Source organism: Candidatus Nitrospira allomarina, from assembly GCF_032050975.1.
Lineage (GTDB): Bacteria > Nitrospirota > Nitrospiria > Nitrospirales > UBA8639 > Nitrospira_E > Nitrospira_E allomarina.
The window spans coordinates 1,193,798-1,217,931 of record NZ_CP116967.1 but is presented as its reverse complement, the minus strand read 5'-3'; the positions used below and the strand labels follow the sequence as shown (position 1 = coordinate 1,217,931).

Genomic DNA, 24,134 nt, shown 5'->3' with positions numbered 1-24,134 from the left:
TCAGATTTTCCATCAGCCGAATTCGGCAAATTTCCGATACCGGACAGCGTGCCAATTTTTCCACTGCCCAACGTCGTATTTTTCCCTGAAACCTATTTGCCTTTACACATCTTTGAACCCCGATACCGGGAAATGGTTCACGACGCATCCGGTCAGGGAGATTGCATTGGCATGGTCTTGCTCAAGGACGGTTGGGAAGACGAGTATGAGGCGGATCCGCCGATTTATCCCATTGGATGTGTGGGGCGAATTATCAGCTCACACAAACTGGCTGACGGTCGGCTTAATATTGTGTTGCAAGGCCTTCAGCGATGTACCTTTGAAGAGCAAGAGGTCTCAACGCCCTACCGCCAAGCACGAATTATTCCGAATGCGCAAAAGGGCGAACCCTCCCTGGACACCGAAACCCGCATCAATCTGGAGCAAATTACCCAAGAATATTTGACCTGGAAAAAGGCTCATGAGTTGTGTCAGGTGATCGCTTCTGGCAAACTCACGGATTCCATTCTTGTTCATAACCTTTCAGCCGGTCTTGATTTGTCACCCGTGGAAAAACAATTTTTACTTGAATCCGGCCATCTCATCCAGCAAGCTCGCCGCCTGATTGATCTCATCCGCTTTAAACTTGCCGATCTTCGAACGGCACAAGGATAACACACCATGTCTGATGCCGTTGCCATTGAGGTTAAAGGGCTGGGGAAAACCTACGACACCGTGACCGCGGTGAAGAATCTCTCCCTCTCCGTCATGCAGGGAGAAATTTTTGGCCTTCTGGGACCCAACGGAGCAGGAAAGAGTACCACGCTTCGAATTTTAATTACGACCCTCAGTCCCTCCTCCGGGACCGCAACCATTTTCGGACATGATGTCGCCAAAGAAGCCGATACCATTCGACGGATGATCGGCTACGTTCCGCAGGAACGGGCTATCGACCGCTTTCTTACCGGTCGGGAGCATTTGCTGTTGCTTGCGGATCTCTATCATCTCCCAAAAAATGAAGCCCTCACCAGGATTGCATCGCTCCTGAGGCTGGTCGATCTGGAAGAGCATGCCGATCGCGTGGCCAAAGGATATTCCGGTGGGATGAAGCGCAAATTGGATATTGCCTGCGGTTTATTGCCCAATCCCAAGGTACTCTTTTTGGACGAACCCACACTCGGCCTTGACGTTCAAAGCCGCCTCAACATCTGGCAATACCTGCGGAAATTGCGCGAGCAGGGCATGACCATCGTCATGACCACCAATTACCTGGATGAAGCCGACCAGCTTTGTGATCGAATTGCTATCATTGACCGCGGTGAAATCCGCGCCATTGGCTCTCCAAAGGACTTAAAGGCCAGTTTAGGTGGCGATGGCGTCTGGCTCACTCTTGGAGACCCTCAGCCTCAGGCTCTCGAAACCCTCTCAACCGCCTTAAAAGCCTTGCCCTTCGTACGTGCCATTCGTCCCACTCCACAAGGGCTTGATATCCGCGTCGATGCTCCCGAGAAGGCATTGCCTGCTATTCTCGAGGCCACAAATCGAGTAGGATGTCTCCTTGATGGAATCGAATATCATCGGCCGAGGCTAGACGACGTGTTTGTGGCTCACACAGGCCGGTCCCTCAAAGACCAACCCCCTGAACCCACGACCTAAGATCTTATCCTATAGTTTTTCACTGTGCTGGAAAGGTTTCTCCATGAATGAGCAAATTCAAGAGGTACTTGCCCTGACCAATCGATGGGTCAAGCGATTGAGCCGGGAAAAGTTCAGTATGTTGTTTACGCTGATACAGCCCATGCTGTTTTGGCTCATCTTTTTCGGCAACCTGTTTCAGCGAGCAGCCGATATACAGGTCGTCCAAGCCCCGAATTACATGAGTTTTCTTGCAGCCGGTGTTGTCGTGATGACCGTTCTCAATAACGGGCTGGCCGGTGGCGTCGACCTACTGTTTGATAAAGAAAACGGGTTTCTGGAGCGACTGATGGCAACCCCCATCAGACGTTCGTCCGTGATCCTTAGTCGGTTTTTATTTGTGATGGCCATCACCGCCATGCAAATTCTGGTTATTCTGGGCGTGGCCTTTTTATTCGGCGTGAGTGCGGAAACCGGGATATTAGGAATCGCACTCATATTGGTGATCGGCATGCTGTTTGGTGTCGGGCTCACGGCCATTTCCATGGCCATGGCGTTTTCCGTGAAGAGTCATGGAGATTTCTTCTCGGTGTTGGGCTTCCTTTCGCTCCCGATGATCTTTCTCAGCTCCGCGCTCGTACCATTAGCGGCAATGCCGGGGTGGATGAAAACACTGGCATTTTTCAATCCGATGACCTGGGTCATTGATGCCATCCGGCCATTGATTCTTACCGGTTGGAGCGAGGCGCTCCCTCAGGTAGCTATCGCCCTTGGAGTCCTCGCCGCCTTTGACGCCTTGTGTCTCTATGGGGGAGCCCGCGCGTTCAGGCGCTCGGTCGGCTAACGCTTTTTACCACATTATAAACTCCTCGATGGGACGCTTCTTTATCCTTTGGGGAGGCGTTGTCGTATTTACCCGGGACGAACTTTCTTGCACTCACCTTCGGAGACAAAAATTCAGGCTCTGCTTCGTTTGTTATCCGACCCCAACGAACAGGTCGCCAAAACGATCCAGCACGAATTCGTCCGTATGGGGCCCTCAGCCTTACCATTTCTGGAAAAAGCCGGCACGGATGATACGACATTGGAATCCCGGGTCGCTTTTGTCAAAAATGAAATTCTTTTTGAGCAACTTAAAGAGGAATTCAGCACGTTTGTTACCCATTGCTCCCGGAAGATGGATTGGGAGCAGGGGGCCTTCCTCATCGCCAAGATGGCCTACCCGAATGTCGATATTCTCCATTATCAGCAATGCCTCGATCAGCTCACTGAAGAGTTTCGAAAGAAATGGTATTCCGAAGGTTCTGCGCCTGGTAAAGTCGCCAGACTCCTCAGCGCGTTCCTCTTTAAAGACAAGGGATTTTCCGGCAACCGCATCCATTACCACGACCCAGACAATAGCTATCTGCATCGGGTCATCGAATCGCGGCAGGGGATCCCCATTTCTCTCTCGGCCATCTATGTGTTTGTGGGAAACCGTTTAAATTTGCCCCTCTGCGGGGTCGGAATGCCTGGACATTTCCTGGTAAAGATTGAAGGAGAGCCGATTCCGCAATTTGTGGATTGCTTTAACGGTGGAGCACTCTTACGGGAACAAGACTGTGAACAATTTATTACGGCATCCGGCTTGGACTATTCTCCTGAGTTTTTGGAAAAGAGTCCGACACGGTTGATTCTTGCCCGCATGCTCCGAAATCTGTTGAGTATTTATGAGCGGGAAGAACAGAATCCCATGACGAAGCGGGTAGAGACTCTGCTTCAAATCCTGCAGGAATCTTCCGCCGATCAGGATCCCTTTCCCTAAAGACTTTCCCAAATAAGTGACCATCATTCGAGATGGCGCATGATGCGTCCAAGATTCCGTGTCCCAATAGCGCCATTATTTTTCCATTCCCAGTTCAGCCTATCTTTTTTTAAGTTTTGTGCTTTCTGATCTCTGGATCAGTCGTTTTTTTGCACTTTTTCACCTCACGGGCTAGTCTAAGCCACCTAATCAGAAATATTTTATACTTGGTATGGCTCAACAACGAAATCGTGTGGAGTGCAATAGAGGGACGTTAAAATCAAGTTGATCCGGCAGAAAGCAGGCTGGCTATTCCTGCCGTGAGGCTTTCACAACCAAGCCTTGGAGCCCTAGTGATGAAATACCTTCAACAAATCTGGGGATCGATCCCGGCCAAGAAAACAATGAACTCGGTGATTCTCACTTACCTGCTTGTTCTACTGGGGTTGATTACATTTGAGTTGGTCGAAGAATTCTTTTATCCCGATTTCGAACGATGGCAATCGCAGGTGACTACCATCATTTTCGGCAGTCTTTGCGCTGGTATAGTGGCTTTCATCGTTTCGCATCGGCACGATACTCTTCGACAACAGCTCATTGAGGAAATCGATGAACGGAAGAGAACACAAGAGGAACTGCAAAAGTATCAAGAGCAGCTAGAAGCGCTAGTCAAAGAGCGAACCCGTGATCTTGAGGCCAAAACTGGAGAGCTTGAACAGGCAAACATTTATCTTCAGCGTGCCAATCGTCACAAATCTGTCTTCCTTGCCAGCATGAGCCACGAGCTGAGGACACCATTGAATTCCATTATTGGCTTTACGGGTATCATGTTGAAGGGAATGGCTGGCGAGATTACCGAGGAGCAAAGGAAACAGCTTGGCATGGTGAAGAACAGCGCCAATCATCTTCTAACCCTTATCAACGACGTTTTGGATGTCTCTAAGATTGAGGCTGGGAAAATAGACTTTTCCCTTGAGGAATTTGGGATTGATGAACTGGTGACCGAGACGAAGGAGAGTGTCTCTCCTGCTGCTCAGACCAAGGGCTTGGAAATTCTCACGAACGTACCCGAAGACATCACGATTTTCAGTGATAAAAGACGCACAAAACAGGTTTTGTTGAATCTGTGCAGCAATGCTGTAAAATTCACTGACCATGGAACCATAGAGGTGGCAGCCAAGGCGTTAAACGATGAAAAAGTAGAGATCACGGTGAGGGATACCGGGATAGGGATCAAAGGAGAGGACATGCATGAGCTCTTTGAACCCTTTCAACAGGTTGGTGTGTCCATTACCAAACGGCAAGAGGGAACCGGACTTGGATTGTATCTCACCAAGAAGCTGGTCAATCTACTTCGGGGCGAGGTCTGGGCCAAGAGTCGTTATGGCGAGGGTAGTGAATTTACCGTTGTTCTACCCTTGAGGTATAAGGAGGAATCAAAGGAGTGAAGAAAATCCTGTTAGTCGATGACAACGAAACCAATATGTATTTGGCAAGATTCATCCTTCAGCAACATGGGCATGAGGTCATCGAGGCAAGAAATGGAGCGCAGGCAGTTGAACTGGCAATCAAAGAAAAGCTCGATATGATTATCATGGATATACAGCTTCCTGACCTCAATGGCCTTGAAGCCACAAAAAGGATACGAGCCTCTGAGGTAGGATCAAAGATTCCTATTATCGCTTTTACTTCTTATGCCATGCCTGGTGACAGGGAGAGATCCCTCGCTGCTGGCTGCACCGGTTATATCGAAAAGCCCCTTAATCCCGACACCTTTATGGCAGAGTTAGGAAAACACATGTAGATAATCGCTATGAAGTGAGAAGAACATGAGAATCCTAATCGTGGATGATAAAAAAGAGAATCTCTATCTCTTAGACTTTCTGTTGAAGGGAAATGGGTATGAGGTTGAGACAGCGAATAACGGAGCCGAGGCTTTGGAAAAACTTCATGTGAGAAACTTTGATCTCATAGTTTCTGACATTCTTATGCCTGTCATGGATGGTTTTCAGCTTTGTCGGAATGTCAAGAAAGAAGAACAATTGAAGGCGATCCCATTGGTTTTCTATACAGCGACGTATACGGACGAAAAAGATGAAGAGTTCGCTCTAGGATTAGGAGCTGACAAATTTATTCGGAAACCCAAAGAGCCGGATGAATTCATGAAGATTATAAAAGGAATAGTCAGCGATAGAAAGCAAGGCAAGGTCATCTCTAAACCGCCTGATTCACAAGAGGAGAAGGAAGTCTTCCGGTTATATAGCGAACGGCTGGTGATGAAGCTAGAGAAAAAGATGCTGGACCTTGAAAAAGAAATCACAGAGCGCAAACATGCGGAAGAGAGACAAGCAGAATTTGGACGGATCTTAGAGACCTCCTTGAACGAGCTCTATGTGTTTGATGGTGAAACCCTACGATGTATACTGGTGAATAAGGGTGCACGGGAAAATCTTGGGTATTCAATGGAGGAGCTTCGAGGCCTCTCGCTTCCCGATCTTTTGGAAGAGGTTTCTCCTGGGCCGCTTAGAGAACAGCTCGAAGCACTCCGGATTGGGAATCAACACCGTGTTCAGGTTATCTCTGCTCACCGACGAAAGGATGGGACGACGTATCCGGTCGAGATGCATCTCGAGTGCTCAACTTTTGAATCTTCACCAGTGTTCGTGGCGATCGTTCTTGATATTACTGAACGGCAGAAAGCCGAAGAGGCTCTTAGTCAAGCGGAGACTCAACTTCGCCAAGCGCAAAAGATGGAAGTCATGGGCATTCTCGCTGGTGGAATTGCTCATGATTTCAATAATATCCTGTCGGCGATCCTCGTATACGCTGATCTCAGTATGCATCTCGTTCAAAAGGAAAGCCGAATCTATAGCAACCTACAAGAAGTGCTCGCGGCTGGGAATCGAGCTAAAGATCTTGTCAGGCAGGTCCTCGCATTCAGCCGTCAAAGTGAACAGGGGCAGAGACCAATACAGCTTCGCCCAATCATTCAGGAAGCCCTGTCGCTACTTCGGGCATCCCTGCCTGCCACCATTGAGGTCCAGCAACACTACAACACGGAATCGGATGTCATTTTAGCAGATCCCACACAGATTCATCAGGTGATGATGAACCTCTGCACGAACGCTTACCATGCAATGGGGGAGAAGGGGGGCATCCTGAAAATACGGTTGGAGTCTATCGAAGTACCCTCCGAAGTCGCTGCTTCCCAACTACATCAGAACCCAGGAGCGTATGTTCGGATCACCGTAGCAGACACAGGCCTTGGTATGGCCGCCGAGGTACGTGAGCAGATATTCAAACCCTATTTCACCACAAAAGAGGAGTCGGGTGGAACCGGCTTAGGTCTAGCAATAGTACACAGCATTGTCACCAAATACGGAGGAGTTATCAGAGTGGAAAGTACACCAGAGCAGGGTACTGTCTTTGAAATCGATCTCCCTCATCTCGACGTGCCTGCTGCAGTTGAGACACCTTCTGAGGATTCCATCCCCGGAGGGAGTGGACATATTTTATTTGTGGATGATGAGGAGGTCCTGGTTTTTTTCTGGAAGCAGGCTTTAGAGGATCTCGGATATACGGTCGAGGTTCGAACGAGCAGCGTGGAAGCACTGGAGGTTTTCCGTAACGCTCCGGACGCTTTTCATGCGGTGATTACTGATATGACCATGCCTCACATGACCGGTGAAGTGTTGGCACGCGAGATTTTGCAGATCAGACCTAACCTCCCAATTATTCTTTGCACCAGTTTCGGCCAAAGCAGTGAATCTATGAAAGTCCAAGCGACAGGAATACAAACCTGTTTAAGGAAACCTCTCTTGATTCGAGATCTTGCCATTGCTCTTCATCAAGTCTTGGGGCAGAAACATGGAGGAAACGTGTGATAAGGAACGTCATTTGGGTTGGCTATGGCTCAGACAAGGTCCGCCCAGACATTAGAGCGTCAGCCCGATGGCAATTTGCAGGCGGCACACTATTGGAGGCTTGCATGTGCAGGTTCTGGCAATTGCCAAATTCCCAAAAAGAATAGGGGTCAGGTCCTAGGCCAGATTCGCTTCATTCTCCAACACTATTTTGACAATGCTCTCCCCACTTGAAAGGCTTGAAGGTCCTTGCCTTTGATGACGGGTCCTGAAAAAAATCGGCGGGCTTGGGCCACAACATTCGACCGATCGGCCGTCTCATAAAAATGCGAAAGAATAAGTTTTTTGATATTGGCTTCTTCTGCGACTTTTCCGCATTCTTCCGCATGCATATGCGATCCACCTGGTTGATGAGACGAAAAAGAGCAGTCCAAGACCGCCAGATCCGCATTCTGACATAGGCGAAACAGGTTCGGTGAGGCCATCGCATCTCCCGAAACAACCGCTGACCGGCCCTGATACTCAAGACGATAGCCAAGACAGATCTGTTGCTCAGAATGGATCATGGGCAAGGGCGTGATTTGTGTGTGGCCGATCACAAACGGCCGATCATGGACCTCTTTGAGGGTCACCCGGAAGGGTGAACCCGAAAAATTGGGAAATGTCCGGAAAATGGTTCGAAAGAGTCGTTGAGTGCCGGGTGGACCATAAATCGTGAGGTCGGGTCGAACCTGCGCGAATTTTGAATGGCACACGGCATCAAAGAAAAATGGAATAAAATCAGAAAAATGGTCCGCATGGTAATGGGTAAAGAGTAGGTGTTGAATCGTATGGCGATCTATGCCGGTTTGTAATAAATTTGAGAGCGTTCTCGGACCAAAATCCAGTAGAATAGGCCGGTCCGTCTCGAAGACATACCCGGCCGCAGCGCGGGTAGGATGAATATTGGTTCCTGAACCTAGTATGGTGAGCTTCATTGTTATACCCTGTCGGCAAATAAAGACTCTGTGGTAACCACACCTCGTATGGCAACACAACCCGAGACAACCCGTTCCATCAATCCGTTTATCGGCCTATTAGGTCTGGGCCTGATCGTAGCAGTCATATGGATATGGAATCATCTGACGTTTGACACTCAGGATTACATTACCGATGAGATCCTCCCCATACTCGGAGGCATTCTTGTCTTAGGGATAGGAATATGGGTCAGCACAAAAAAATGGCGCGCTCGCAAAGAACGTCTTCAGCTTCGTGATCGGCTCCTCCAACGCTTTCAAAAAGAACCTTCAGCCCAAAAACGGCGGGATTTGGCCTTTACACTGATTGAAGTGAACCAATTTGAAGCCGAAGGATTGGAGACCGTCACCGAACCCATGGCGGAACTCTTTATTTGGACATTGAAGACGGCACTTGGTGACAAACAACATCGCATACGGGGAATGTCAGCCAGTTACCTGGGGGTCTTGAAACATCAAGCCTCGATCCCGTTGTTGATTCGTGCGTTGGAAGATGACCATGCCCATGTGCGAGCTTGTGCCGCATTGGCCCTGGGCCGCATGCGGGCTCAAGATGCGAAGGCGATACTGGAAGAAAAGATGAAAGAAGACTGGGACCAGACGGTCCGCAGCCGGTCCCGAGAAGCGTTGGAACGAATACGATAAGTGCTTCATCCGACACGCTATCAATTAAGCTCCTGATTCAATGCCCGTTGATCCGCTTCGGAAAAGCGATACCCCTTGTTCATCAACACCTGCATGCCCTCCATCAGGTATTTGAATTGAACATCCCTGCGAATACTATCGAATAAGCCCGTCAGGGCGTTCATATACCCTCCCAAGGGTCGTCCCTCTTGAAACGGTAGTCTGAAGGCTTCCAGCAGATCGTGGATTTCGTGTGCACTATATTCCTGATTATCATCTCCATCCCCCACTAAAGCCATTTGATAAAACGTCAGGCTGAGGGAGAGAAGTTGTTGCGAATTCCCAAAGGCTTCCCGGGCCTGTTCCAACCCCTCGGGAAAGAGCCTCACACAATCAAGATCAAGCCCTGTCTTTAAGAGAGGGGAGAAATGAATGCGCTCAACCTCAGGCCGGGCTTTTTTGTTCCAAAGTTGATAAAAATAGACCGTACAGGAATCGGCAATTGCAAATTCCTGTTTATCTTTCCCGATTTGAGCACCGATGTGTTGAGTGAAGGCTTGGAAGACATCCGTGCCGGGGGAAGCCCATGCCGTCGCCTGCAAGGCCTGCCCCCCACAACCCCAGACGAGTCCAAGACTGAATAGGAAAGGAAAAAGATACTGGTTCAAATTTGGTTCCCCCAGGAAAATGATGGATGCTTCTAGTATAGCACCGTCGGGAAACCCATGAGAATGATTCTTCTCCCATTTCCTTTAAAAGGTCTAACAGGATGGGCCGGGGCATCATGAGCGAGAACTATTCCAAGTCCCTCTTCGCCATCGCGCGAAGGATTAACCCCCAAGCGATATTTTCATCAAGTCTTTACAGAATTTCATGGTAAAATAAAACTATGATCGTTCAAACCGTCACCATCCAAGGGCATATCATTGATTCACTGATCCTCGCGAAGGTTCTGGATGACATTGTCATGTTGGGAGGGACCTTTACCCTCTCGGAAGTCACGGTGGGAACCCGACGGGAAGACACTTCTCATGCCACCATCCTGATTGAAGCGCCCACGATGGAGTTACTACAGGAAATCCTGAAAATCATCCAACCCCATGGAGCTGTAGTTGAAACCGAGGAAGACTGCACAGTTGAGCCAGCCCCGGCTGATGGAATTTTACCGGAGGATTTTTACGCGACCTCTCATCTGGCCACTCAAATCCGGTGGCAAGGAAATTGGATCGATGTTCCGCAACCCGAAATGGATTTAGCCATCAGGCTGAAGACCTCCCCCCCTTCCGCGCAAATGGTTTCCATGGGCTCTGTAAGAAAAGGCGATCTGGTTGTCACGGGGCGGAAAGGGGTTCGGGTATTCCCGCTGGAACGTCCAAAGGAACGCGATGTCTTCGGGTTCATGGAAGCCCAGGTTTCTTCCGAACGCCCACACCGTCATATCATCGCCGATGTGGCCAAGCGAATGAAGGCGATCCACCAACAACGAAAAGAGGGCAAAGGGTCAGGGAAGGTGTTGTTTGCCGGTGGTCCGGCCATCATCCATGCGGGAGGACGGGAAGCCCTGGCATGGATTATCGAAGCGGGATACATCCATGTGCTCTTTTGCGGGAATGCCCTGGCCGCTCATGACATGGAAGCCAGCCTGTACGGAACGTCCCTGGGATATAACCTGGGGATCGGCCGTTCGGTGCCCCATGGACATGAACACCATCTTCGCACCATCAATCGAGTCCGGGCCCTAGGAAGCATTCAACAAGCCGTCAAAGGCGGTCTCATCAAAGAAGGGATCATGGCGGCCTGCGTGCGACGGGGGGTCCAGATGGTATTGGCCGGGACGATTCGCGACGACGGCCCTTTGCCGGACGTCATCACCGATTCCGTTAAAGCCCAGGAAGCCATGCGCGCGGCCATTCCCGGCGTGGGATTGGCCTTGTTGGTGGCCTCCACGCTGCATGCCGTGGCGACGGGAAATTTGCTACCGGCGTCGGCACCTACGGTCTGTGTTGACATCAATCCCGCCGTTCCCACAAAGCTGAGTGACCGTGGAAGCTTCCAAGCCGTCGGGCTGGTGATGGATTCTTCTTCTTTTTTATGGGAACTGGCGCGTGAACTGGGCTGGAAAGGATAGGAGGATACCAATATCATGAGCCGTTTATTGATGTGCCCGCCGGATTATTTCGGTATCGAATATGAAATAAATCCATGGATGAGAGTGTCCAATCAATCCAATGGAGAACGCGCCAGGACCCAATGGAAAACACTGACCCAGGTACTCGAGAGCGAGGTTGGAGCCAAACTTGAATTTATGGAACCGGTACCAAAACTTCCAGATCTGGTATTTACCGCCAATGCGGGTGTCCTACACGGCGGCAAGGCTGTACCCAGTCAATTCCGCCACCCGGAACGGCAGGGTGAGGAACGATATTTTATTGATTGGTTCACCAGGAAGGGCTATGAAGTCATCAACCTTGACCCCGACATAAACTTTGAAGGTGCGGGGGACTTATTGGGATTTCCGGATTTCTGGATCGGCGGCTACCGCCAACGAAGTGATATCCGCGCTTATGTCCAATTGTCGGAAATTTTCCAAAAAGAAATCATGCCTGTGGAACTGGTGGATCAACGGTTTTATCATCTGGATACCTGCTTTTGTCCCCTCAGTGGAGGAGAACTCCTTTATTTCCCCCCCTGTTTCGATTCGTACGCCCAAACCGTGCTGACCTCTCGCATAGAACAGAAAAAACGATTTGCCGTTCCATCCCGGGAAGGCGAGCGGTTTGCCTGCAATGCAGTGTGTATCGACCGCCATGTCGTGCTGCCGACCGGATGCCCGGAAACGATGGCGTGGCTACAGAAACAGGGCTACACCACCCATCCCGTGGAACTGGATGAATTTCTCAAAGCCGGTGGCTCCGCCAAATGCCTGACTCTGGCGCTGGACTAATCGCACAACCTTCAATCTCCTTCTATCTGAACTGCGGGACTGCAGTAGCTTTCACTGACTCATTGTCATCCCGAGGCGTTGCGAAGGATCGGTGCCCCAGTGGAAAACCCGATCATACAGGTTGTATGGCTCCTCGTTCTTTCATGTGAATCATTGAAATAATCAGTTTCCCATGGTCCGACGCCTGCCGTCTGGCCCAAGGAAGGACGCTCTCATTCGCTGGCGGGCCTTGTTTGAGCGGAGCGAGTTGGTCCGCCCTCCGCAGGCTGGCGTCCGTCCGCTCCAATGAGGCCAGACAGGGCGTCAATGGTTTGGGTCCTTTTCCCGAAAGTAAAAGACCTCCCCTGCCGAGGCGAAAACCGGCAATACAGAAAATTACGTGGGCAGCAGGATTGCTCCCAAGTGCGACTCGTTCACCTGCCTATTTTTTCCCTGGAAAACCCCAACTGGCATTAGATTCACATCGTAAAAGTATAAGGCCGGAATCATAATTTTTTTTTATGATCCGAAAATCACCCGTGTCTTTTAAAAGCGCCGACCCAAGCGCTACAATCTTTCAAAGCAGGTTAACCTGGCTCATGACTTCAATGGTCATCAACCCGCATAAAGTCTTGTAAACAGAGGCCACCTTTCTTTATGACCCAACCAGAACAGTTTTACTCACTCGGTGACGATGACGCGATCAGACGGCATATACGAATTGAGCGCGAAAACGGGAAAAAGTTACGGAAGACTCCCTGGTGGAAAGCCCAGATCCAAAAAGGGGAGTGTCACTTTTGTCATCAGCAGGTGGGAGCAGAAAACTTGACCATGGATCATGTGGTGCCATTGGCCAGGAAAGGAAAAAGTACCAGAGGCAATGTCGTCCCGGCCTGTCAGTCCTGCAACCGCAGCAAAAACCTCACTACCCCCGCTGAAACTCTCCTCGATCAGATAAAGCAGAAGGATATTAACTAACCCGATTTCTAAAATTTCGTCCTTTTAAAATCTCCTCGGCCTGTTAACACCCACTTTCCTTTTGCTTTCCAAACCATTTCTCGGGCCTCCTAACAAGAATTTTTCTGCCCTGACGACTCCCCCAAGAACCCAGGCGCCTCAAGTCAAAAATCAAGGGTTTTTATCAATTCTGCTTCGTCCCTCTTTGACGCATACTGACCCAGTCTATTGTCGAATGGCCTAGAGGCTGTGCCCAAAAACTTTCATTTCAAAAAGGAGAATTGTTATGACCACCACCTTCACAAACCAACTGAGAGTCAAAGCCATGTTAATGGTGGCAAGCGTAGTATGTGCATTGGCATTTTCAGCATGTGCGAGCGATCCCCATGGGCGGAGTGTGGGAACCACGGTTGACGATGCCGTGATTACGTCATCGGTCAAGTCATCATTGATTGCCGATGACCTGGTGGATGCGTTTGAGGTTGAGGTTGATACCCACCGAAGCACGGTCATGTTGAGTGGATTCGTTGAAACACAAAATCAGATCGATCGGGCCGTGGAAATCGCAAAAAAGACAGATGGAGTCCAGAAGGTCGTTAATAAATTAGCGATTAAGCCCAAAGCGATGTCCAAGAACAATTAACACGCAATCGGAATTTCAGAGCCATCCAACGACTTTGTGCCCCTGGCGTTCCGTCAGGGGCACAGGTGTGTGGAGGTCATTATATTTTTGTACCTTGTTTAATGTTTCATCGACTTCTTGCCGATCATCTGAGTCTGCCTCAGGGGCTCCGGAAATGGTTCGATCTTCCGGTTCATACGATAAAACCGCCAATATGGGAAAATGATCAGACCCGATGGGCGACAATCGCTTCATTTCAACCAGACGAAATGCGGGAGAGTGAAAAATATGATCAACGGGGAAGCGAAATATCGGATACTTGGCATGGTAGGTATTGAAAAACCCCCGGCCGATTCGAGGATCCACCATTCCGCTAATCTTCTGAAATAACGTTGTCGTATAGGACCAGGCCACATCATTTAAATCTCCGGTAACTACAACGGGTTTTTTGGCGCGTGCCACCTCCCGGCCAACAATTAAAAGTTCCGCATCCCGTTCATCCGTATCCTGGCCAAAACTCGGAGGACGTGGATGTAGTCCATAAAATTCAATAATTCTTCCGGACGGCAACTCAATTTCAGTAAAAAATGATGGAAGGTGGTCTTCAACCATGAAACGAATATCAGAGTTTCGCAATTTCAATCGTGAATAAAGCAACATCCCGTAAGTATTGCCCAAAGGTTGTTTGATGGTATGGGGATAGGAGGCTTCAAGTCCGCTGAGGTGTCGTTCCCACCACTGATCGGGTTCAATAACGAGCACGACGTCGGGAGAGGCAGACGATACGACGTTTAAAAATCCTGATGCGTTTCGATTATTCTTGTAGATGTTGGCTGTCAAAACACTCAAAAGATCTTCATGAGGGGATTTGAGAGAATCTAACGCTTGCTTGGGAGCCAACCGCGTGTAAGGAAACATCCGGAATGCCTGATAGACGAGACATGGGATAAGTGCAATGAGCACCCATTTCCCAAACGCATGCTCTGAATAGAAAATCGAGTAGACCAGCGCCACGGCGAGAGCCACCCCAATGGTAAATATCTGAAGTCGTGGGAAATCGAAGATACGCACCCACCACTCATCAACCCTAAGAAGCGGCAAAAGGGTTGCCGTCATAATCAGCAAAGCCAGAAAGATAAGAACGGGATAAATTATTCCCAGCATGGCATCTTATTTACACCGCCCCAATATTTCGATAAACATCGTGTCCAGCTTTCCTTTGTGTATTTAGGCTCTATAAACAGCAAAACGCCCAATCGGAGAATAAAATGATGAGATAATTTCATTTACCCCTTCTCAGTGTGAATAGGAAAAAATGGCACGGTGGATCTCTATAAATATTTCGACCTATTCAATCCTCTACCTGCCGGTTCTTTCGTCGCCAATAGACAAAAGTGGAATGTAGGGAACCCATTTATTCAACCACTAATTCCTACAGAGTGAATCATAGGATTCCGCTCAGCAGTAATAGCCCCACGTGGGCAGATCTTTCCCCCTTGGCTCAAGATGCCCGACTGAAGAAACCTCAAGAAGGCAGCAGACGAGTCTTCAATTTCTGCACTTGCTGGTTTTTTAAACTTTTACCATGTAGCAAGTGATCCTCCCCTTTTTCTCCAATCTCTAGAAATCTCTTCTCCGCCATCCCGAAACCAAACCAAAAACAAAAGTATTTCAAGTCAGGCGTCCAGGGTTTTTAACAATTATGTCAGGTTACTAATTAGATCATAATCGCAAAGTTCAAACATTCAATGATGAAAATTATGTTCATCAACTCTTTTTCTCGAAAAAAGAAATATGCTGTCCACCCGCAGGACCGGCACCGAATAAAAGGATAAAGGGAAAGAAATCTCACGCCTTGATGACATGAAAAAGTCGTGAGAAAAACCACAGGAGTAGCCGAAAAAAAGCTGTTTGGAGATTTGAATCTTTACCACCATCGGATCAAATCTCTTCTAATTAAATAGATGGTGAAGGTTAAAGGAAAGGAGTCCTTATGGAAGTGTCGGGAAAGTGTCTAAAAAAGTTCGCGTGGCTTGGTACAGTATCCGCCTTCGTCCTCGGGTTCAGCATGGTCCATAGTCCGGTAGGAGCAGCCGATAGCATTTTTTCCGAGAAAATCAGCAAAGGAGATTTTTCCATTGGTGGTCGGGCCATGTATTACGATCCCATTGGCGGAGATGACAGTTGGTATGGAGGAGCCCAGGCCCGATGGTACTTAAATGACGTCTTTGCTCTTGAAGGGTCGATGGATTATCGAAAAAATGATTATGGTTCTACCACGGCCAAGACTTTTCCACTTCAGTTATCCGGCCTCGTCTATCTACTGCCGGGAAAGCGGTTGAGTCCTTATCTGATCGGGGGCGGGGGCTGGTATTACACCGATGTGAAGGGACCCAATAATTATAGTGATGCACAACAACGCTTTGGTCTTCATGGCGGTGCCGGCCTGCAACTGATGGTGAACCAGAACTGGTCGGTCGATGGGTCTTATCGGTGGGTCTGGTTGGAGCGAATTCATTCAAAAGATCAAAGTGGAAATTCGGTATCTTTTCATGACGAGGGTCATATGGTCACAATTGGTCTCAACTATCATTTCTAAACTTCTATCCGGAGTTTCCTCCCTCTAAACCTGTGCCCCTGAACAATCAGGGACACAGGTGCCCGAGGGTCAGTACGTGCGTGGTCTTAAAAAAAAACGCTTATCTGCAGGGAAGGGTCATTCCAATCTGTAAAGTCCCTCGCCTAGCAAGTACTGAAAGCTCATATGTTCTAAGGGATCCATCTCACCAGGACATGATGTCTATTCACGTGGAAGATGTAAGGTATGAAGGGGACAAATAAGCGATATACCTGAGGCTGGCAAGTGTACGTGAGAAACTTCAGCCTTCCCTTAGAATAGTCGGAGAGTCGATTCCGAGGAGGCTTCAGAGGGGTAAGTGAGGCGACCTGCGTCAGGCTTGGCAAAGGGCGTGAGTGCGTGCGTTTTGAGAGAACTTGCCGAAATGATGTGGTGGACCGTCCAACCACGGATGACCAATGCATCTGCTATGAGCGTCCGGTGGCAGCGCCAGGGCACCGCTTCCGCGCACATCACGGCTGATGGTGACTGCTGTCCGATATTCACCAGTTCCTCCAGCCCACCCCAAAACTTTTGAGTTTGCATATAATCCGCGTAACCTCGGAAACCCGCATTCCGCCATCCCACATTTACCGAATCCTGGCGGGTTTTCCTCCGACCTCCCAACTCCGGCATGTGGCGATACTGCAACCCGGCTTCACGAAGACTCTGGGCCAGAGTCTTCTGGTGAAACTGCGGATTGCGCCGTGAAAACGGAATCGTTCTGACGTCCACCAACAATTGAATGCCATGCGATTGAAGAAGCCCGACCAATTCCTCAATAGGCCGTGTCGAATGACCGATGGTCCACAACACCGGAGACACGGGTGTCTCAGGCGAGTGAGTGTCGCCAGGCTTGCTGAGTCCAGAGGGCTGGTCAATCTCCATCGTTCAAAATTTCCACCAGCATTCGTAGGAATGCTTTGACCGTCTGTTTATTAGAACCAGGAAAGATAGAAGAGGCACGATATCATCTTATCCGCCATGGAAGAAGAAGGGCCAGCGCGTCACACTCCCCTGGCTCTCGTGTTTTTCCGGAGAACAACCGGCCATTCTGATGTAACTGCTTATCAAACGGATTGCATTGACACCTTTAATATCCGGCTGTAATCTTTGGCTCATTCTCCTTCCTTCCCAGGAGGTCCCCTATGCGGATACCCTTTTCCTCCTGCGTCTCTGTTTTTTCTTCTGTCCACGCGCACCAATTATTGCTGTCGTGGTTCGTGCTGGGCGGAATATTGTCCGGAAGTCCTCTCTTTGCCGCTGGCTCGTTTCAAGAAGACTGTCTTGGAAAATCACCGGCCGGCATCGCCTTGCAGAGCCATCTTGTCGCGGGGAAATCCGGCAAGGTGGACTCCATGTTCTGCGCCGGAGCGATTCACCTCTACGTGCAACATGATATCAATAAAGCGCTCCCCTGGTTGGAAAAAGCCGCCAACGGGGGCGACCAGCGGGCGCCGCTGGTCCTAGGCATCCTCTATGAAAAGGGAAACGGAATTCCAGAAAACCCCGCTACTGCCGCCAGGTGGTATCAAAAAGGCATGGACAATGGAAACCCTGCAGCCGTTCGGCGCCTGGCGGAATTATTCCGCCTCGGCTTAGGCGTACCGCACGACGAATCCAAGGTGAAGGAACTTTTGGAAAAGGCTGCGGCGATGGGAGACAAGGCCGCACCGAAATTTATTGAAAAGCACGAACAGGATCGCTTGCATCCCAAAGCCGGGCAGAGCATCAAAGAGGAAGCCTATCGGGCCTACAAACAGAAGCAATTCGAAAAGGCCGCCAAGCTGTATCGCCAATGCGCGGACATGGGCAACGACCAATGCCAGCTCGCGCTCGGTGTCCAATACGAATTTGGGGAAGGTGTCCCAAAAAACGAAAGCCAGGCTGTGGCGTGGTATCGAAAATCCGCAGATCAGGGGAATGCCATCGGTCAGAAAACGCTCGGCCTCATGTACGAATTGGGAAAGGGTGTGGGGGAGAATTGGGCTGAGGCGTTTCGCCTTTATTCCCTGAGCGCACCGAAGTATAAGGATGGAGCGTTCGCTTTGGGTCGCATGTATGAATTCGGCATGGGCGTGCCGCAAAACCGGGCACTAGCGATCGAAACGTTTAAGAAAGCCGCCAGCCTTGGACATCCGGATGGAAACTATTGGGCACGCTGGCTCAACAATTACACCAACTGCATCGGCTTCCGAAATGAGGAAGAGCAGAAGACGCTTGGATTTCTACGCTGCCCGGCCGATCCCGTCGGCGTCACTTTTCGCAACAACAACGAACGGTTGGCATACATGCGAGAAAAAGGAAAGGAATTTGACCAAATGGAAGCTGAAGCTCGTGCACGCCAGGCCGAAAGGGGAAAGGCCACAAACGAATCCTCATGTAACTTCGCCGGCGGAGTCTGGATGGGCCGCAATTCTTCAAGCGGCGGCTATTGCCAATAGGTAAGCATGAACGTCCCTCCTTATTGGCGGCCGGCTATCCTGCGACCAGGACATGAAGACAGCCCTGTTTCCCGAGACTCTGCGCAAGAGTCTTCTGATGGAACTGAGGATTTGCCACAGGAAAAACGGGATCGTCCGGGCATCGGCCATTATGTGAAGGTCGTGCGTCTGGAGAGGCCCGATGAAGTCTTCAATAGGCCGCGTCGAATGACCGTGGGTCCACAGCTCCGAAAGTGTTACAATCTAAGACGATTGAGATACGGGAGGCGTATTTTGTACATTGGAAACGTTGTTCGTCCTTACGAAATATCCATGGGGATCTCGTAATACGTTTTAAGTATCCTGACTACATAGGGATCGTCGCCTCAATGGGACGCTTCAACTTTTCGAACAGATCCTTCTCGTCCTTCCATACAATGTGATTATAGTGGCAGATATCGAAATGGGTATTTCCCAAATCGATATCTCGACATGTCCAAATCACTTCATCCTCTGTCCCTTCGCAAATCCAAACTCGAAGTAGACACCCCCACGATGACCGATGAAGTCCGCCCCGAGAAATCGGCTTTTCCGAATCTCAGCTATTATAGAATCACATATTTTTTCGTTGTGTTCTTGGAGATCAGTTCGCATGGCCTTATATCCCGTTTCATTAATCGTCATTTGTAACCCTTCTGCCAGGCAGTTTCCAAGGATCGGTCAAACCACATTGCACAAAAGCCTGTTTTGATTCCTTCCGCGTTTCACCCTTCTCCAGTTCAGCAATTCTGCCCCACCCAGCCTCGGTCAGAGTAACATCGACTGTATGCGTATAAAAAGAACAAGATATCACCCCCTTTTCTTCTAAAGTTTTTGCAAGAAATATTATCGCATGGGCTTTTTCCGCAAAAAACCGGATAGCCCTGTGTTTTGGTAAATCGGATTTTAGCTCCTGGGTACGTGGACCTCTTAAAAAGATTTTTCAATATTCGGACTAGCCGTTCACCTACTGGAGTTGGAAACCGTTTTCTAAGATTACCATCGACCTAGATCACAGGGGTATTGAACGACCCGTCGAAGGTATCTCAACCAGGCGGAACTCTCGCTACAAGTTCACCAGGTTGAAGAGTGAGGAGGCGACATTGGTGAGGGAGACGAGGGTGAAGATACGCTTCGCTTCGTGCAAATCCGTAGGGGCCAGGTAGCCGTCTTTATCCAGAATGAAAAGGACCCGACGAAACGTGGCATTTCATTCCACGGGTTTGAAATGGGAATGATCCTCCATTGGTGAGTTTGTTCGGCACCTTTTCACTCTTCATAGTCCTAACAGCACCAATAGCTCACTGCAACGTTTCGTTATTTCCTGGGTCCCTCCAAAAGTTCTTTTGCTAGGATGCGGCCTCTACTCATTAATTTTTTTAGGAATCTGGGTTCTAATCAAAGATTGGTAAATTCGGCCACGCTCTTGGCTGTTGATGAGGTCGTTTTACTGGCCGGAGGATCTAAGAAGAAAGGTAGGATTTCGTTTGGTTACAGGACCGAAGCGTATCCGGAAGACGTCCCTACTGAGAATTACCGCCTGACGAGGCGAATCCACCGCCACATATTCACCAGGCTGAAGAGTGAGGAAGCGACATAGGTGAGGGCGGCAGCAGTGAGGATACGTTTGGCGCCATGCAAATCCGGAGGTGCCAGGTAGCCGCCTTCTCTGAGGATCGGCAGGGCCCGTCGAAAACTGGCATTCCATTCCACGGGTAAGGTGATGAGATGCACCATTGCGGAGACGCTCATGGTCCCGATCGCCACGGCTAAGACGGCAAGACCTACTGCAGGAATCCGGGTCACTCCAGCCAGGACAGGAATGCCCAGCATCAGATAGGACCCGGCCTTTTCGGCTTTCTGCGCAAATTTGATCAAATGAGTTCGATCTTTCAAGAGGGTATAGCCCTCATGATCTTGCAAAGCATGGCCGACTTCATGCGCTGCGATAACGGCCGCTGTGAGGGATCTACCGTTGTAATGCTGTGGGTTCAAACCGACGACTTTGGTTTCGGGATTGTAATGGTCTCCCATCGGCGTGGGTTCCACGCGCACCTGTTGCAGACCAAACCGATTGAGCAAATGCCGCGCTAATTCCCCTCCCGTTCCTCCAAGATCCTCACGGTGTTGACGATATTGGCGGAAGACCCACCACACCCACAGTTGGGGTCCCAACACGATAATCATGAGCAGGAGAAAAAGAAGAATCATGCGCATAGAATTACTCTATCTCCTCAGCCCACTCCTTACCAAGAAAGGGATTGCAGCTTCTGTTGTATTCCTGATTACACCCAAGGATTTTTCGAAGAGGTCTTTTTGCTTATTGGCTTGTTCCATCAAAAGACCGTACGCACGAGGCCGCCTTCGGCCCGGATGCAAGACCCATTGATCACCGAGGCGCGGGCACTACAGACGAACGCCACAATCTCTCCTATTTCTTTTGGATCAATCAGCCGACCGATCAGGGAGGTCGGGCGATTCTCCAACATAAAACGGCGTCCGGCTTCCGCGGGCGTAAGATCAGGAAATATGTTCCGGATAAACCTCTCCACGCTTTCCGTGCGGGTGGGACCGGGGAGCACTGAATTGACCGTGACCTCCGTCCCTTTGGTGAGTTCGGCCAATGAGCGTGCGATGCTTAATTGCATGGTTTTGGTTGCGCTGTAGTGTGCCATTTCGGGAGCCGGAGAGACGCCCGATTCGCTTGATATGAAGACCACACGCCCGTGGCCACGTTCAAGCATGCCGTGGAGGTAATGGCGGGCGAGCCGCACGCCGCTCATGATATTGACTTCGAACATCTCCTGCCACGCCTGATCCGTTTCCTCGAAAAATCCGACAGCCTCGTAGATGCCGAGATTGTTGACCAGAATATCGACCTCGGGCACATGGGAGATGGTGAGATTGCACCCGGCGGCAGTTCCGTTGTCAGCCACAAGAGGAATCATTTCTCCATCGGGAAGATCGGCTCGGAGCTCCGCCATAGCTTGCTCCACGCCGGCCTGCGTTCGACCGTTAATCACGACTGTAGCGCCCTCGGCGGCGAGAGCACGCGCGATTTCCAGCCCGATGCCCCCTGATGAAGCTGTCACCAAGACCTTTTTACCGTTCAGTTCCAGATTCATGATGACACTCCCTTCCCATGACGGATGATTGGAAATCCCCGACCAGGTTTGACCTATATTGTTGTTGAATTGTTCACGAAGAGCACGAAACGATAATCGGTGGTTCGCCGGAAGGCGGAGGCACAGCATAGGATTCCATGCCGGGGCGGTTAGTAAACGGATCGCCCAGCAGATTCAATAATCGATCAATTTCAGAATAGTCCTTCTGCTGAACCGCCTGGCTAATGGCCTGTTGTGCGAGATGATTTCGAAGGATGTACTTGGGATTCACCTGATCCATTCTGGCTTGGCGCTCTTCATCATCGCTTTTTTCGGCCCGAAGCCGTTCCCGATATCGTGCGGTCCAATCGTCAAACGCTTCCCGATGAAGGAATTGGTCCCGTAGTGCGTCCGGCGCTGACGACCTCTCCTGGCGAACGGCTCCCAATCCCCGGAACAAGTTGGTGTAATCCACCCGGCTGGAGTCCATGAGGTTCAACAGATCGGTCACAAGTTTGTCGTCTCCCGCGTGCGCTTCGACAAACCCCAGCTTGGCCCGCATCAATTCGGCATACTTCGCCAGCATTGCTTTTTCATAGATTTCCGGAATGCCGTTGACTGCGTCTTGATCCACTAACGGTGACAGGGCTCTTGCCAGCGCCCGAATATTCCAAAAACCGATGTCGGGCTGGTTTTGGAAGGAATACCGGCCGTGATGGTCTGAATGATTACAGATGAACGTTGGATCGTAGCGTTCCATAAATCCGAACGGACCGTAATCCAGCGTCAACCCCAGGATCGACATGTTATCGGTATTCAGAACACCATGTGCCCACCCCACGGCCTGCCATTGGGCCACGAGCTGCCCGGTGCGAACCGCCACCTCATGTAGCAGTCTGGCGTAGGGATTCTCCGATCCGACCAAATGCGGATAATGATATTCGATGACATAGTTTGCCAGAGTTTTCAGATATTCATGTTGACGGCGGTAGTAAAACACCTCAAAACTGCCAAACCGCACATGTGTCGGCGCCATCCGGAGCAACATGGCTCCCGGTTCCGGCGTTTCCCGCCAGACAATTTCTTCTCCGACCACAATACATAAACTGCGGGTTGTGGGAATGCCCAACCCATGCATGGCTTCGCCACAGAGATATTCCCGAATGGTCGAACGCATCACCGCCCGGCCATCGCCGTCACGTGAGAATCGCGTGAGCCCTGCGCCTTTTAATTGCAACTCCCACCGCTCCCCGTTTTGGTTGCGCACCTCACCTAACATAATGGCCCGCCCATCGCCGAGCTGCGGCACGTAATGCCCGAATTGATGCCCCGAATACAACATGGCAATGGGATCGCTCCCAGGCAACAGCTTGGCCCCGCAGAAATATTCGGCAAACTCCCGACGGGTCCATTCCGTGGGGTCAATATCGAGTAATTGGGCAGCGGCCGGGTTCACGCTTACAAGGTGGGGATTTGGAAAAGGCGTTGGTTTCACCCGCTGATAAAACACATCAGGCAGGCCCGCATAGGTGTTCTGAAATTTGAGTTGTTCTAATTTGGCCATGAGTTCATTATCCGTGACCTAGCCGGGGTCGGGCAACCACAAACATTTTTGTATCACGTTGACCCATTTGAAAATTCAACGGTGATCGCAAAAGCCTTAAAAAACTCGGCAAAAAATGCTACATCTCAGTATTTGCTGCAAAACGCTTCACTCAGAACCGTATCTCTTTCGATTCAACTGTGTGTGGTATTTTCTCAACAACCATATCTTTTATTTCTTTAAAAATTGAAAAACATGAATAAATACAATATATTACGGTTAATATTTTTCTAGGTTCAATAATTGCTTTTGCCATAAGGCAGTAGACTATTGCTGGAAGCTGATGTTTATTGGGTGCGCCATTGTTTCGTGTGCCCTCGAAAAAAAAAGGAGATTGCATGATTCGGATTTGTGCATGGTGTCGACAGGAAGGCAAGGCCGGAATTCTTGGAAGGAACCCTGTGGAGTCTGGGGAAATTAATGAACCGGAATCCCATGGGATCTGCCACGATCATGGAATCCGCCTTCGCCAGGCATTCACGCGAAACCTTGGCCATCGCCCTCCTTCAACCGCCACACTCTCTCCCTCTTCAGCCTCCTACTAGACACCGTTCCTCCTTGTCTGATGCTGAAAATCCCGCTGCAGGATGATGGCGGACCGGAGAAGTGTGTGATTCTGGCCGGAAAACAAATATACGTCACAACTGCACACAGGGGATCGCAAAAGCTGGGTTTGTTGGTTGGAAGCCGGCAATCGAGGGGATTGGGGAAGGCTTACTGTCGGCGCGGAGCTGGGGTTTTACTGGTCGTCTTCAATCGGTTTTTAATCAGGACCATCCCGATATGAGGGAGGCGTGCGGTTCGACGGACCTCAAACCATCCATACGCCAGCACGCTCAGAACCAACACAAGGGCTATGACCATCGAAAGAGGGTCATGCCCGATAAATAATTCTAAGAGATGCACAGTGGACCAAGCTCCTGATGTATACTCATATTTTTCGGTC

The 24,134-nt window shown here is 50.0% G+C and carries 23 protein-coding genes; 15 read left to right on the top strand and 8 right to left on the bottom strand.

The features are described 5' to 3' along the window. Positions 1 to 48: 48 nt before the first annotated feature. The 7 genes from PP769_RS05295 (at position 49) to PP769_RS05265 (ending at position 7,281) form a co-directional block, all read left to right on the top strand. Entirely contained in the window at positions 49 to 654 is a 606-nt protein-coding gene (locus PP769_RS05295; RefSeq protein WP_312645876.1) for an LON peptidase substrate-binding domain-containing protein, read from the top strand. 6 nt (positions 655 to 660) lie between these two features. After that, entirely contained in the window at positions 661 to 1,635 is a 975-nt protein-coding gene (locus PP769_RS05290) for an ATP-binding cassette domain-containing protein (protein ID WP_312645875.1), read from the top strand. Positions 1,636 to 1,678: 43 nt separating this feature from the next. Continuing rightward, positions 1,679 to 2,458 (top strand): ABC transporter permease, encoded by a 780-nt coding sequence (locus PP769_RS05285; RefSeq protein ID WP_312645874.1) that lies wholly within the window; start codon positions 1,679 to 1,681, stop codon positions 2,456 to 2,458. Between the two features lie 87 nt (positions 2,459 to 2,545). Beyond that, entirely contained in the window at positions 2,546 to 3,418 is an 873-nt protein-coding gene (locus PP769_RS05280) for a SirB1 family protein (RefSeq protein ID WP_312645873.1), read from the top strand. Between the two features lie 335 nt (positions 3,419 to 3,753). Next, the gene (locus PP769_RS05275) at positions 3,754 to 4,845 is read left to right on the top strand and encodes a sensor histidine kinase (protein WP_312645872.1); all 1,092 of its coding nucleotides are present in this window, start codon (positions 3,754 to 3,756) and stop codon (positions 4,843 to 4,845) included. After that, the gene (locus PP769_RS05270; protein WP_312645871.1) at positions 4,842 to 5,201 is read left to right on the top strand and encodes a response regulator; all 360 of its coding nucleotides are present in this window, start codon (positions 4,842 to 4,844) and stop codon (positions 5,199 to 5,201) included. Before PP769_RS05275 ends, PP769_RS05270 begins: the two co-directional genes overlap by 4 nt. Positions 5,202 to 5,226: 25 nt before the next feature. Beyond that, a complete protein-coding gene (locus PP769_RS05265; RefSeq protein WP_312645870.1) occupies positions 5,227 to 7,281 on the top strand; it encodes a response regulator in 2,055 nt (684 codons plus the stop codon). 185 nt (positions 7,282 to 7,466) lie between these two features. Here the strand turns inward: PP769_RS05265 and PP769_RS05260 are convergent, their stop codons facing one another. Continuing rightward, on the bottom strand, positions 7,467 to 8,237 hold the full coding sequence (locus PP769_RS05260; protein ID WP_312645869.1) for an MBL fold metallo-hydrolase: 771 nt from the start codon (positions 8,235 to 8,237) through the stop codon (positions 7,467 to 7,469). Positions 8,238 to 8,285: 48 nt separating this feature from the next. Between PP769_RS05260 and PP769_RS05255 the strand changes: the two genes are divergently transcribed. Further along, the gene (locus PP769_RS05255; protein ID WP_312645867.1) at positions 8,286 to 8,921 is read left to right on the top strand and encodes a HEAT repeat domain-containing protein; all 636 of its coding nucleotides are present in this window, start codon (positions 8,286 to 8,288) and stop codon (positions 8,919 to 8,921) included. 20 nt (positions 8,922 to 8,941) lie between these two features. On the opposite strand, the gene PP769_RS05250 is transcribed toward PP769_RS05255, so the two are convergent. Further along, complete coding sequence (locus PP769_RS05250; protein ID WP_312645866.1) at positions 8,942 to 9,568, bottom strand: hypothetical protein; 627 nt, start codon at positions 9,566 to 9,568, stop codon at positions 8,942 to 8,944. Between the two features lie 221 nt (positions 9,569 to 9,789). On the opposite strand from PP769_RS05250, the gene PP769_RS05245 reads away from it, so the two are divergent. The 4 genes from PP769_RS05245 to PP769_RS05230 all read left to right on the top strand — a co-directional run bounded on the left by PP769_RS05245 (position 9,790) and on the right by PP769_RS05230 (position 13,423). After that, complete coding sequence (locus PP769_RS05245; protein ID WP_312645865.1) at positions 9,790 to 11,028, top strand: ornithine cyclodeaminase, nickel-pincer nucleotide-dependent; 1,239 nt, start codon at positions 9,790 to 9,792, stop codon at positions 11,026 to 11,028. 15 nt (positions 11,029 to 11,043) lie between these two features. Next, a complete protein-coding gene (locus PP769_RS05240) occupies positions 11,044 to 11,844 on the top strand; it encodes a dimethylarginine dimethylaminohydrolase family protein (RefSeq protein ID WP_312645864.1) in 801 nt (266 codons plus the stop codon). A gap of 636 nt (positions 11,845 to 12,480) precedes the next feature. Then, positions 12,481 to 12,801: an HNH endonuclease gene (locus PP769_RS05235; RefSeq protein ID WP_312645863.1), complete on the top strand. Its 321-nt coding sequence runs from the start codon at positions 12,481 to 12,483 to the stop codon at positions 12,799 to 12,801. A gap of 265 nt (positions 12,802 to 13,066) precedes the next feature. Next, complete coding sequence (locus PP769_RS05230) at positions 13,067 to 13,423, top strand: BON domain-containing protein (RefSeq protein WP_312645862.1); 357 nt, start codon at positions 13,067 to 13,069, stop codon at positions 13,421 to 13,423. A 15-nt stretch (positions 13,424 to 13,438) separates the two neighbouring features. Here PP769_RS05230 and PP769_RS05225 read toward each other — a convergent pair whose 3' ends face one another. Then, complete coding sequence (locus PP769_RS05225) at positions 13,439 to 14,566, bottom strand: endonuclease/exonuclease/phosphatase family protein (protein ID WP_312645861.1); 1,128 nt, start codon at positions 14,564 to 14,566, stop codon at positions 13,439 to 13,441. An 829-nt stretch (positions 14,567 to 15,395) separates the two neighbouring features. Between PP769_RS05225 and PP769_RS05220 the strand changes: the two genes are divergently transcribed. After that, a complete protein-coding gene (locus PP769_RS05220; protein ID WP_312645859.1) occupies positions 15,396 to 16,001 on the top strand; it encodes an outer membrane protein in 606 nt (201 codons plus the stop codon). Positions 16,002 to 16,292: 291 nt separating this feature from the next. Here the strand turns inward: PP769_RS05220 and PP769_RS05215 are convergent, their stop codons facing one another. Then, positions 16,293 to 16,907: a DUF488 domain-containing protein gene (locus tag PP769_RS05215; RefSeq protein WP_312645858.1), complete on the bottom strand. Its 615-nt coding sequence runs from the start codon at positions 16,905 to 16,907 to the stop codon at positions 16,293 to 16,295. Positions 16,908 to 17,167: 260 nt separating this feature from the next. Here PP769_RS05215 and PP769_RS05210 point away from each other — a divergent pair, with 260 nt between their 5' ends. Further along, positions 17,168 to 18,463 (top strand): tetratricopeptide repeat protein, encoded by a 1,296-nt coding sequence (locus PP769_RS05210; RefSeq protein ID WP_312645857.1) that lies wholly within the window; start codon positions 17,168 to 17,170, stop codon positions 18,461 to 18,463. Between the two features lie 1,551 nt (positions 18,464 to 20,014). Here the strand turns inward: PP769_RS05210 and PP769_RS05205 are convergent. From PP769_RS05205 to PP769_RS05195, 3 genes are all read right to left on the bottom strand, one after another. Further along, complete coding sequence (locus tag PP769_RS05205) at positions 20,015 to 20,698, bottom strand: zinc metallopeptidase (RefSeq protein WP_312645856.1); 684 nt, start codon at positions 20,696 to 20,698, stop codon at positions 20,015 to 20,017. Between the two features lie 119 nt (positions 20,699 to 20,817). Beyond that, complete coding sequence (locus PP769_RS05200) at positions 20,818 to 21,606, bottom strand: SDR family NAD(P)-dependent oxidoreductase (RefSeq protein ID WP_312645855.1); 789 nt, start codon at positions 21,604 to 21,606, stop codon at positions 20,818 to 20,820. A 73-nt stretch (positions 21,607 to 21,679) separates the two neighbouring features. Next, complete coding sequence (locus tag PP769_RS05195) at positions 21,680 to 23,149, bottom strand: protein adenylyltransferase SelO (protein WP_312645854.1); 1,470 nt, start codon at positions 23,147 to 23,149, stop codon at positions 21,680 to 21,682. A 377-nt stretch (positions 23,150 to 23,526) separates the two neighbouring features. Here PP769_RS05195 and PP769_RS05190 point away from each other — a divergent pair, with 377 nt between their 5' ends. Further along, positions 23,527 to 23,733 (top strand): hypothetical protein, encoded by a 207-nt coding sequence (locus PP769_RS05190; RefSeq protein ID WP_312645853.1) that lies wholly within the window; start codon positions 23,527 to 23,529, stop codon positions 23,731 to 23,733. A gap of 169 nt (positions 23,734 to 23,902) precedes the next feature. Here PP769_RS05190 and PP769_RS05185 read toward each other — a convergent pair whose 3' ends face one another. Continuing rightward, positions 23,903 to 24,094: a hypothetical protein gene (locus PP769_RS05185; protein ID WP_312645852.1), complete on the bottom strand. Its 192-nt coding sequence runs from the start codon at positions 24,092 to 24,094 to the stop codon at positions 23,903 to 23,905. Positions 24,095 to 24,134: the final 40 nt, after the last annotated feature.

Coding starts and splice junctions, on each gene's coding strand:
- PP769_RS05290 (WP_312645875.1), top strand. CDS start 661: ATGTCTGATGCCGTTGCCATTGAGGTTAAAGGGCTGGGGAAAACCTAC.
- PP769_RS05285 (WP_312645874.1), top strand. CDS start 1,679: ATGAATGAGCAAATTCAAGAGGTACTTGCCCTGACCAATCGATGGGTC.
- PP769_RS05275 (WP_312645872.1), top strand. CDS start 3,754: ATGAAATACCTTCAACAAATCTGGGGATCGATCCCGGCCAAGAAAACA.
- PP769_RS05265 (WP_312645870.1), top strand. CDS start 5,227: ATGAGAATCCTAATCGTGGATGATAAAAAAGAGAATCTCTATCTCTTA.
- PP769_RS05260 (WP_312645869.1), bottom strand. CDS start 8,237: ATGAAGCTCACCATACTAGGTTCAGGAACCAATATTCATCCTACCCGC.
- PP769_RS05255 (WP_312645867.1), top strand. CDS start 8,286: ATGGCAACACAACCCGAGACAACCCGTTCCATCAATCCGTTTATCGGC.
- PP769_RS05245 (WP_312645865.1), top strand. CDS start 9,790: ATGATCGTTCAAACCGTCACCATCCAAGGGCATATCATTGATTCACTG.
- PP769_RS05240 (WP_312645864.1), top strand. CDS start 11,044: ATGAGCCGTTTATTGATGTGCCCGCCGGATTATTTCGGTATCGAATAT.
- PP769_RS05235 (WP_312645863.1), top strand. CDS start 12,481: ATGACCCAACCAGAACAGTTTTACTCACTCGGTGACGATGACGCGATC.
- PP769_RS05230 (WP_312645862.1), top strand. CDS start 13,067: ATGACCACCACCTTCACAAACCAACTGAGAGTCAAAGCCATGTTAATG.
- PP769_RS05225 (WP_312645861.1), bottom strand. CDS start 14,566: ATGCTGGGAATAATTTATCCCGTTCTTATCTTTCTGGCTTTGCTGATT.
- PP769_RS05220 (WP_312645859.1), top strand. CDS start 15,396: ATGGAAGTGTCGGGAAAGTGTCTAAAAAAGTTCGCGTGGCTTGGTACA.
- PP769_RS05215 (WP_312645858.1), bottom strand. CDS start 16,907: ATGGAGATTGACCAGCCCTCTGGACTCAGCAAGCCTGGCGACACTCAC.
- PP769_RS05210 (WP_312645857.1), top strand. CDS start 17,168: ATGCGGATACCCTTTTCCTCCTGCGTCTCTGTTTTTTCTTCTGTCCAC.
- PP769_RS05205 (WP_312645856.1), bottom strand. CDS start 20,698: ATGCGCATGATTCTTCTTTTTCTCCTGCTCATGATTATCGTGTTGGGA.
- PP769_RS05200 (WP_312645855.1), bottom strand. CDS start 21,606: ATGAATCTGGAACTGAACGGTAAAAAGGTCTTGGTGACAGCTTCATCA.
- PP769_RS05195 (WP_312645854.1), bottom strand. CDS start 23,149: ATGGCCAAATTAGAACAACTCAAATTTCAGAACACCTATGCGGGCCTG.
- PP769_RS05190 (WP_312645853.1), top strand. CDS start 23,527: ATGATTCGGATTTGTGCATGGTGTCGACAGGAAGGCAAGGCCGGAATT.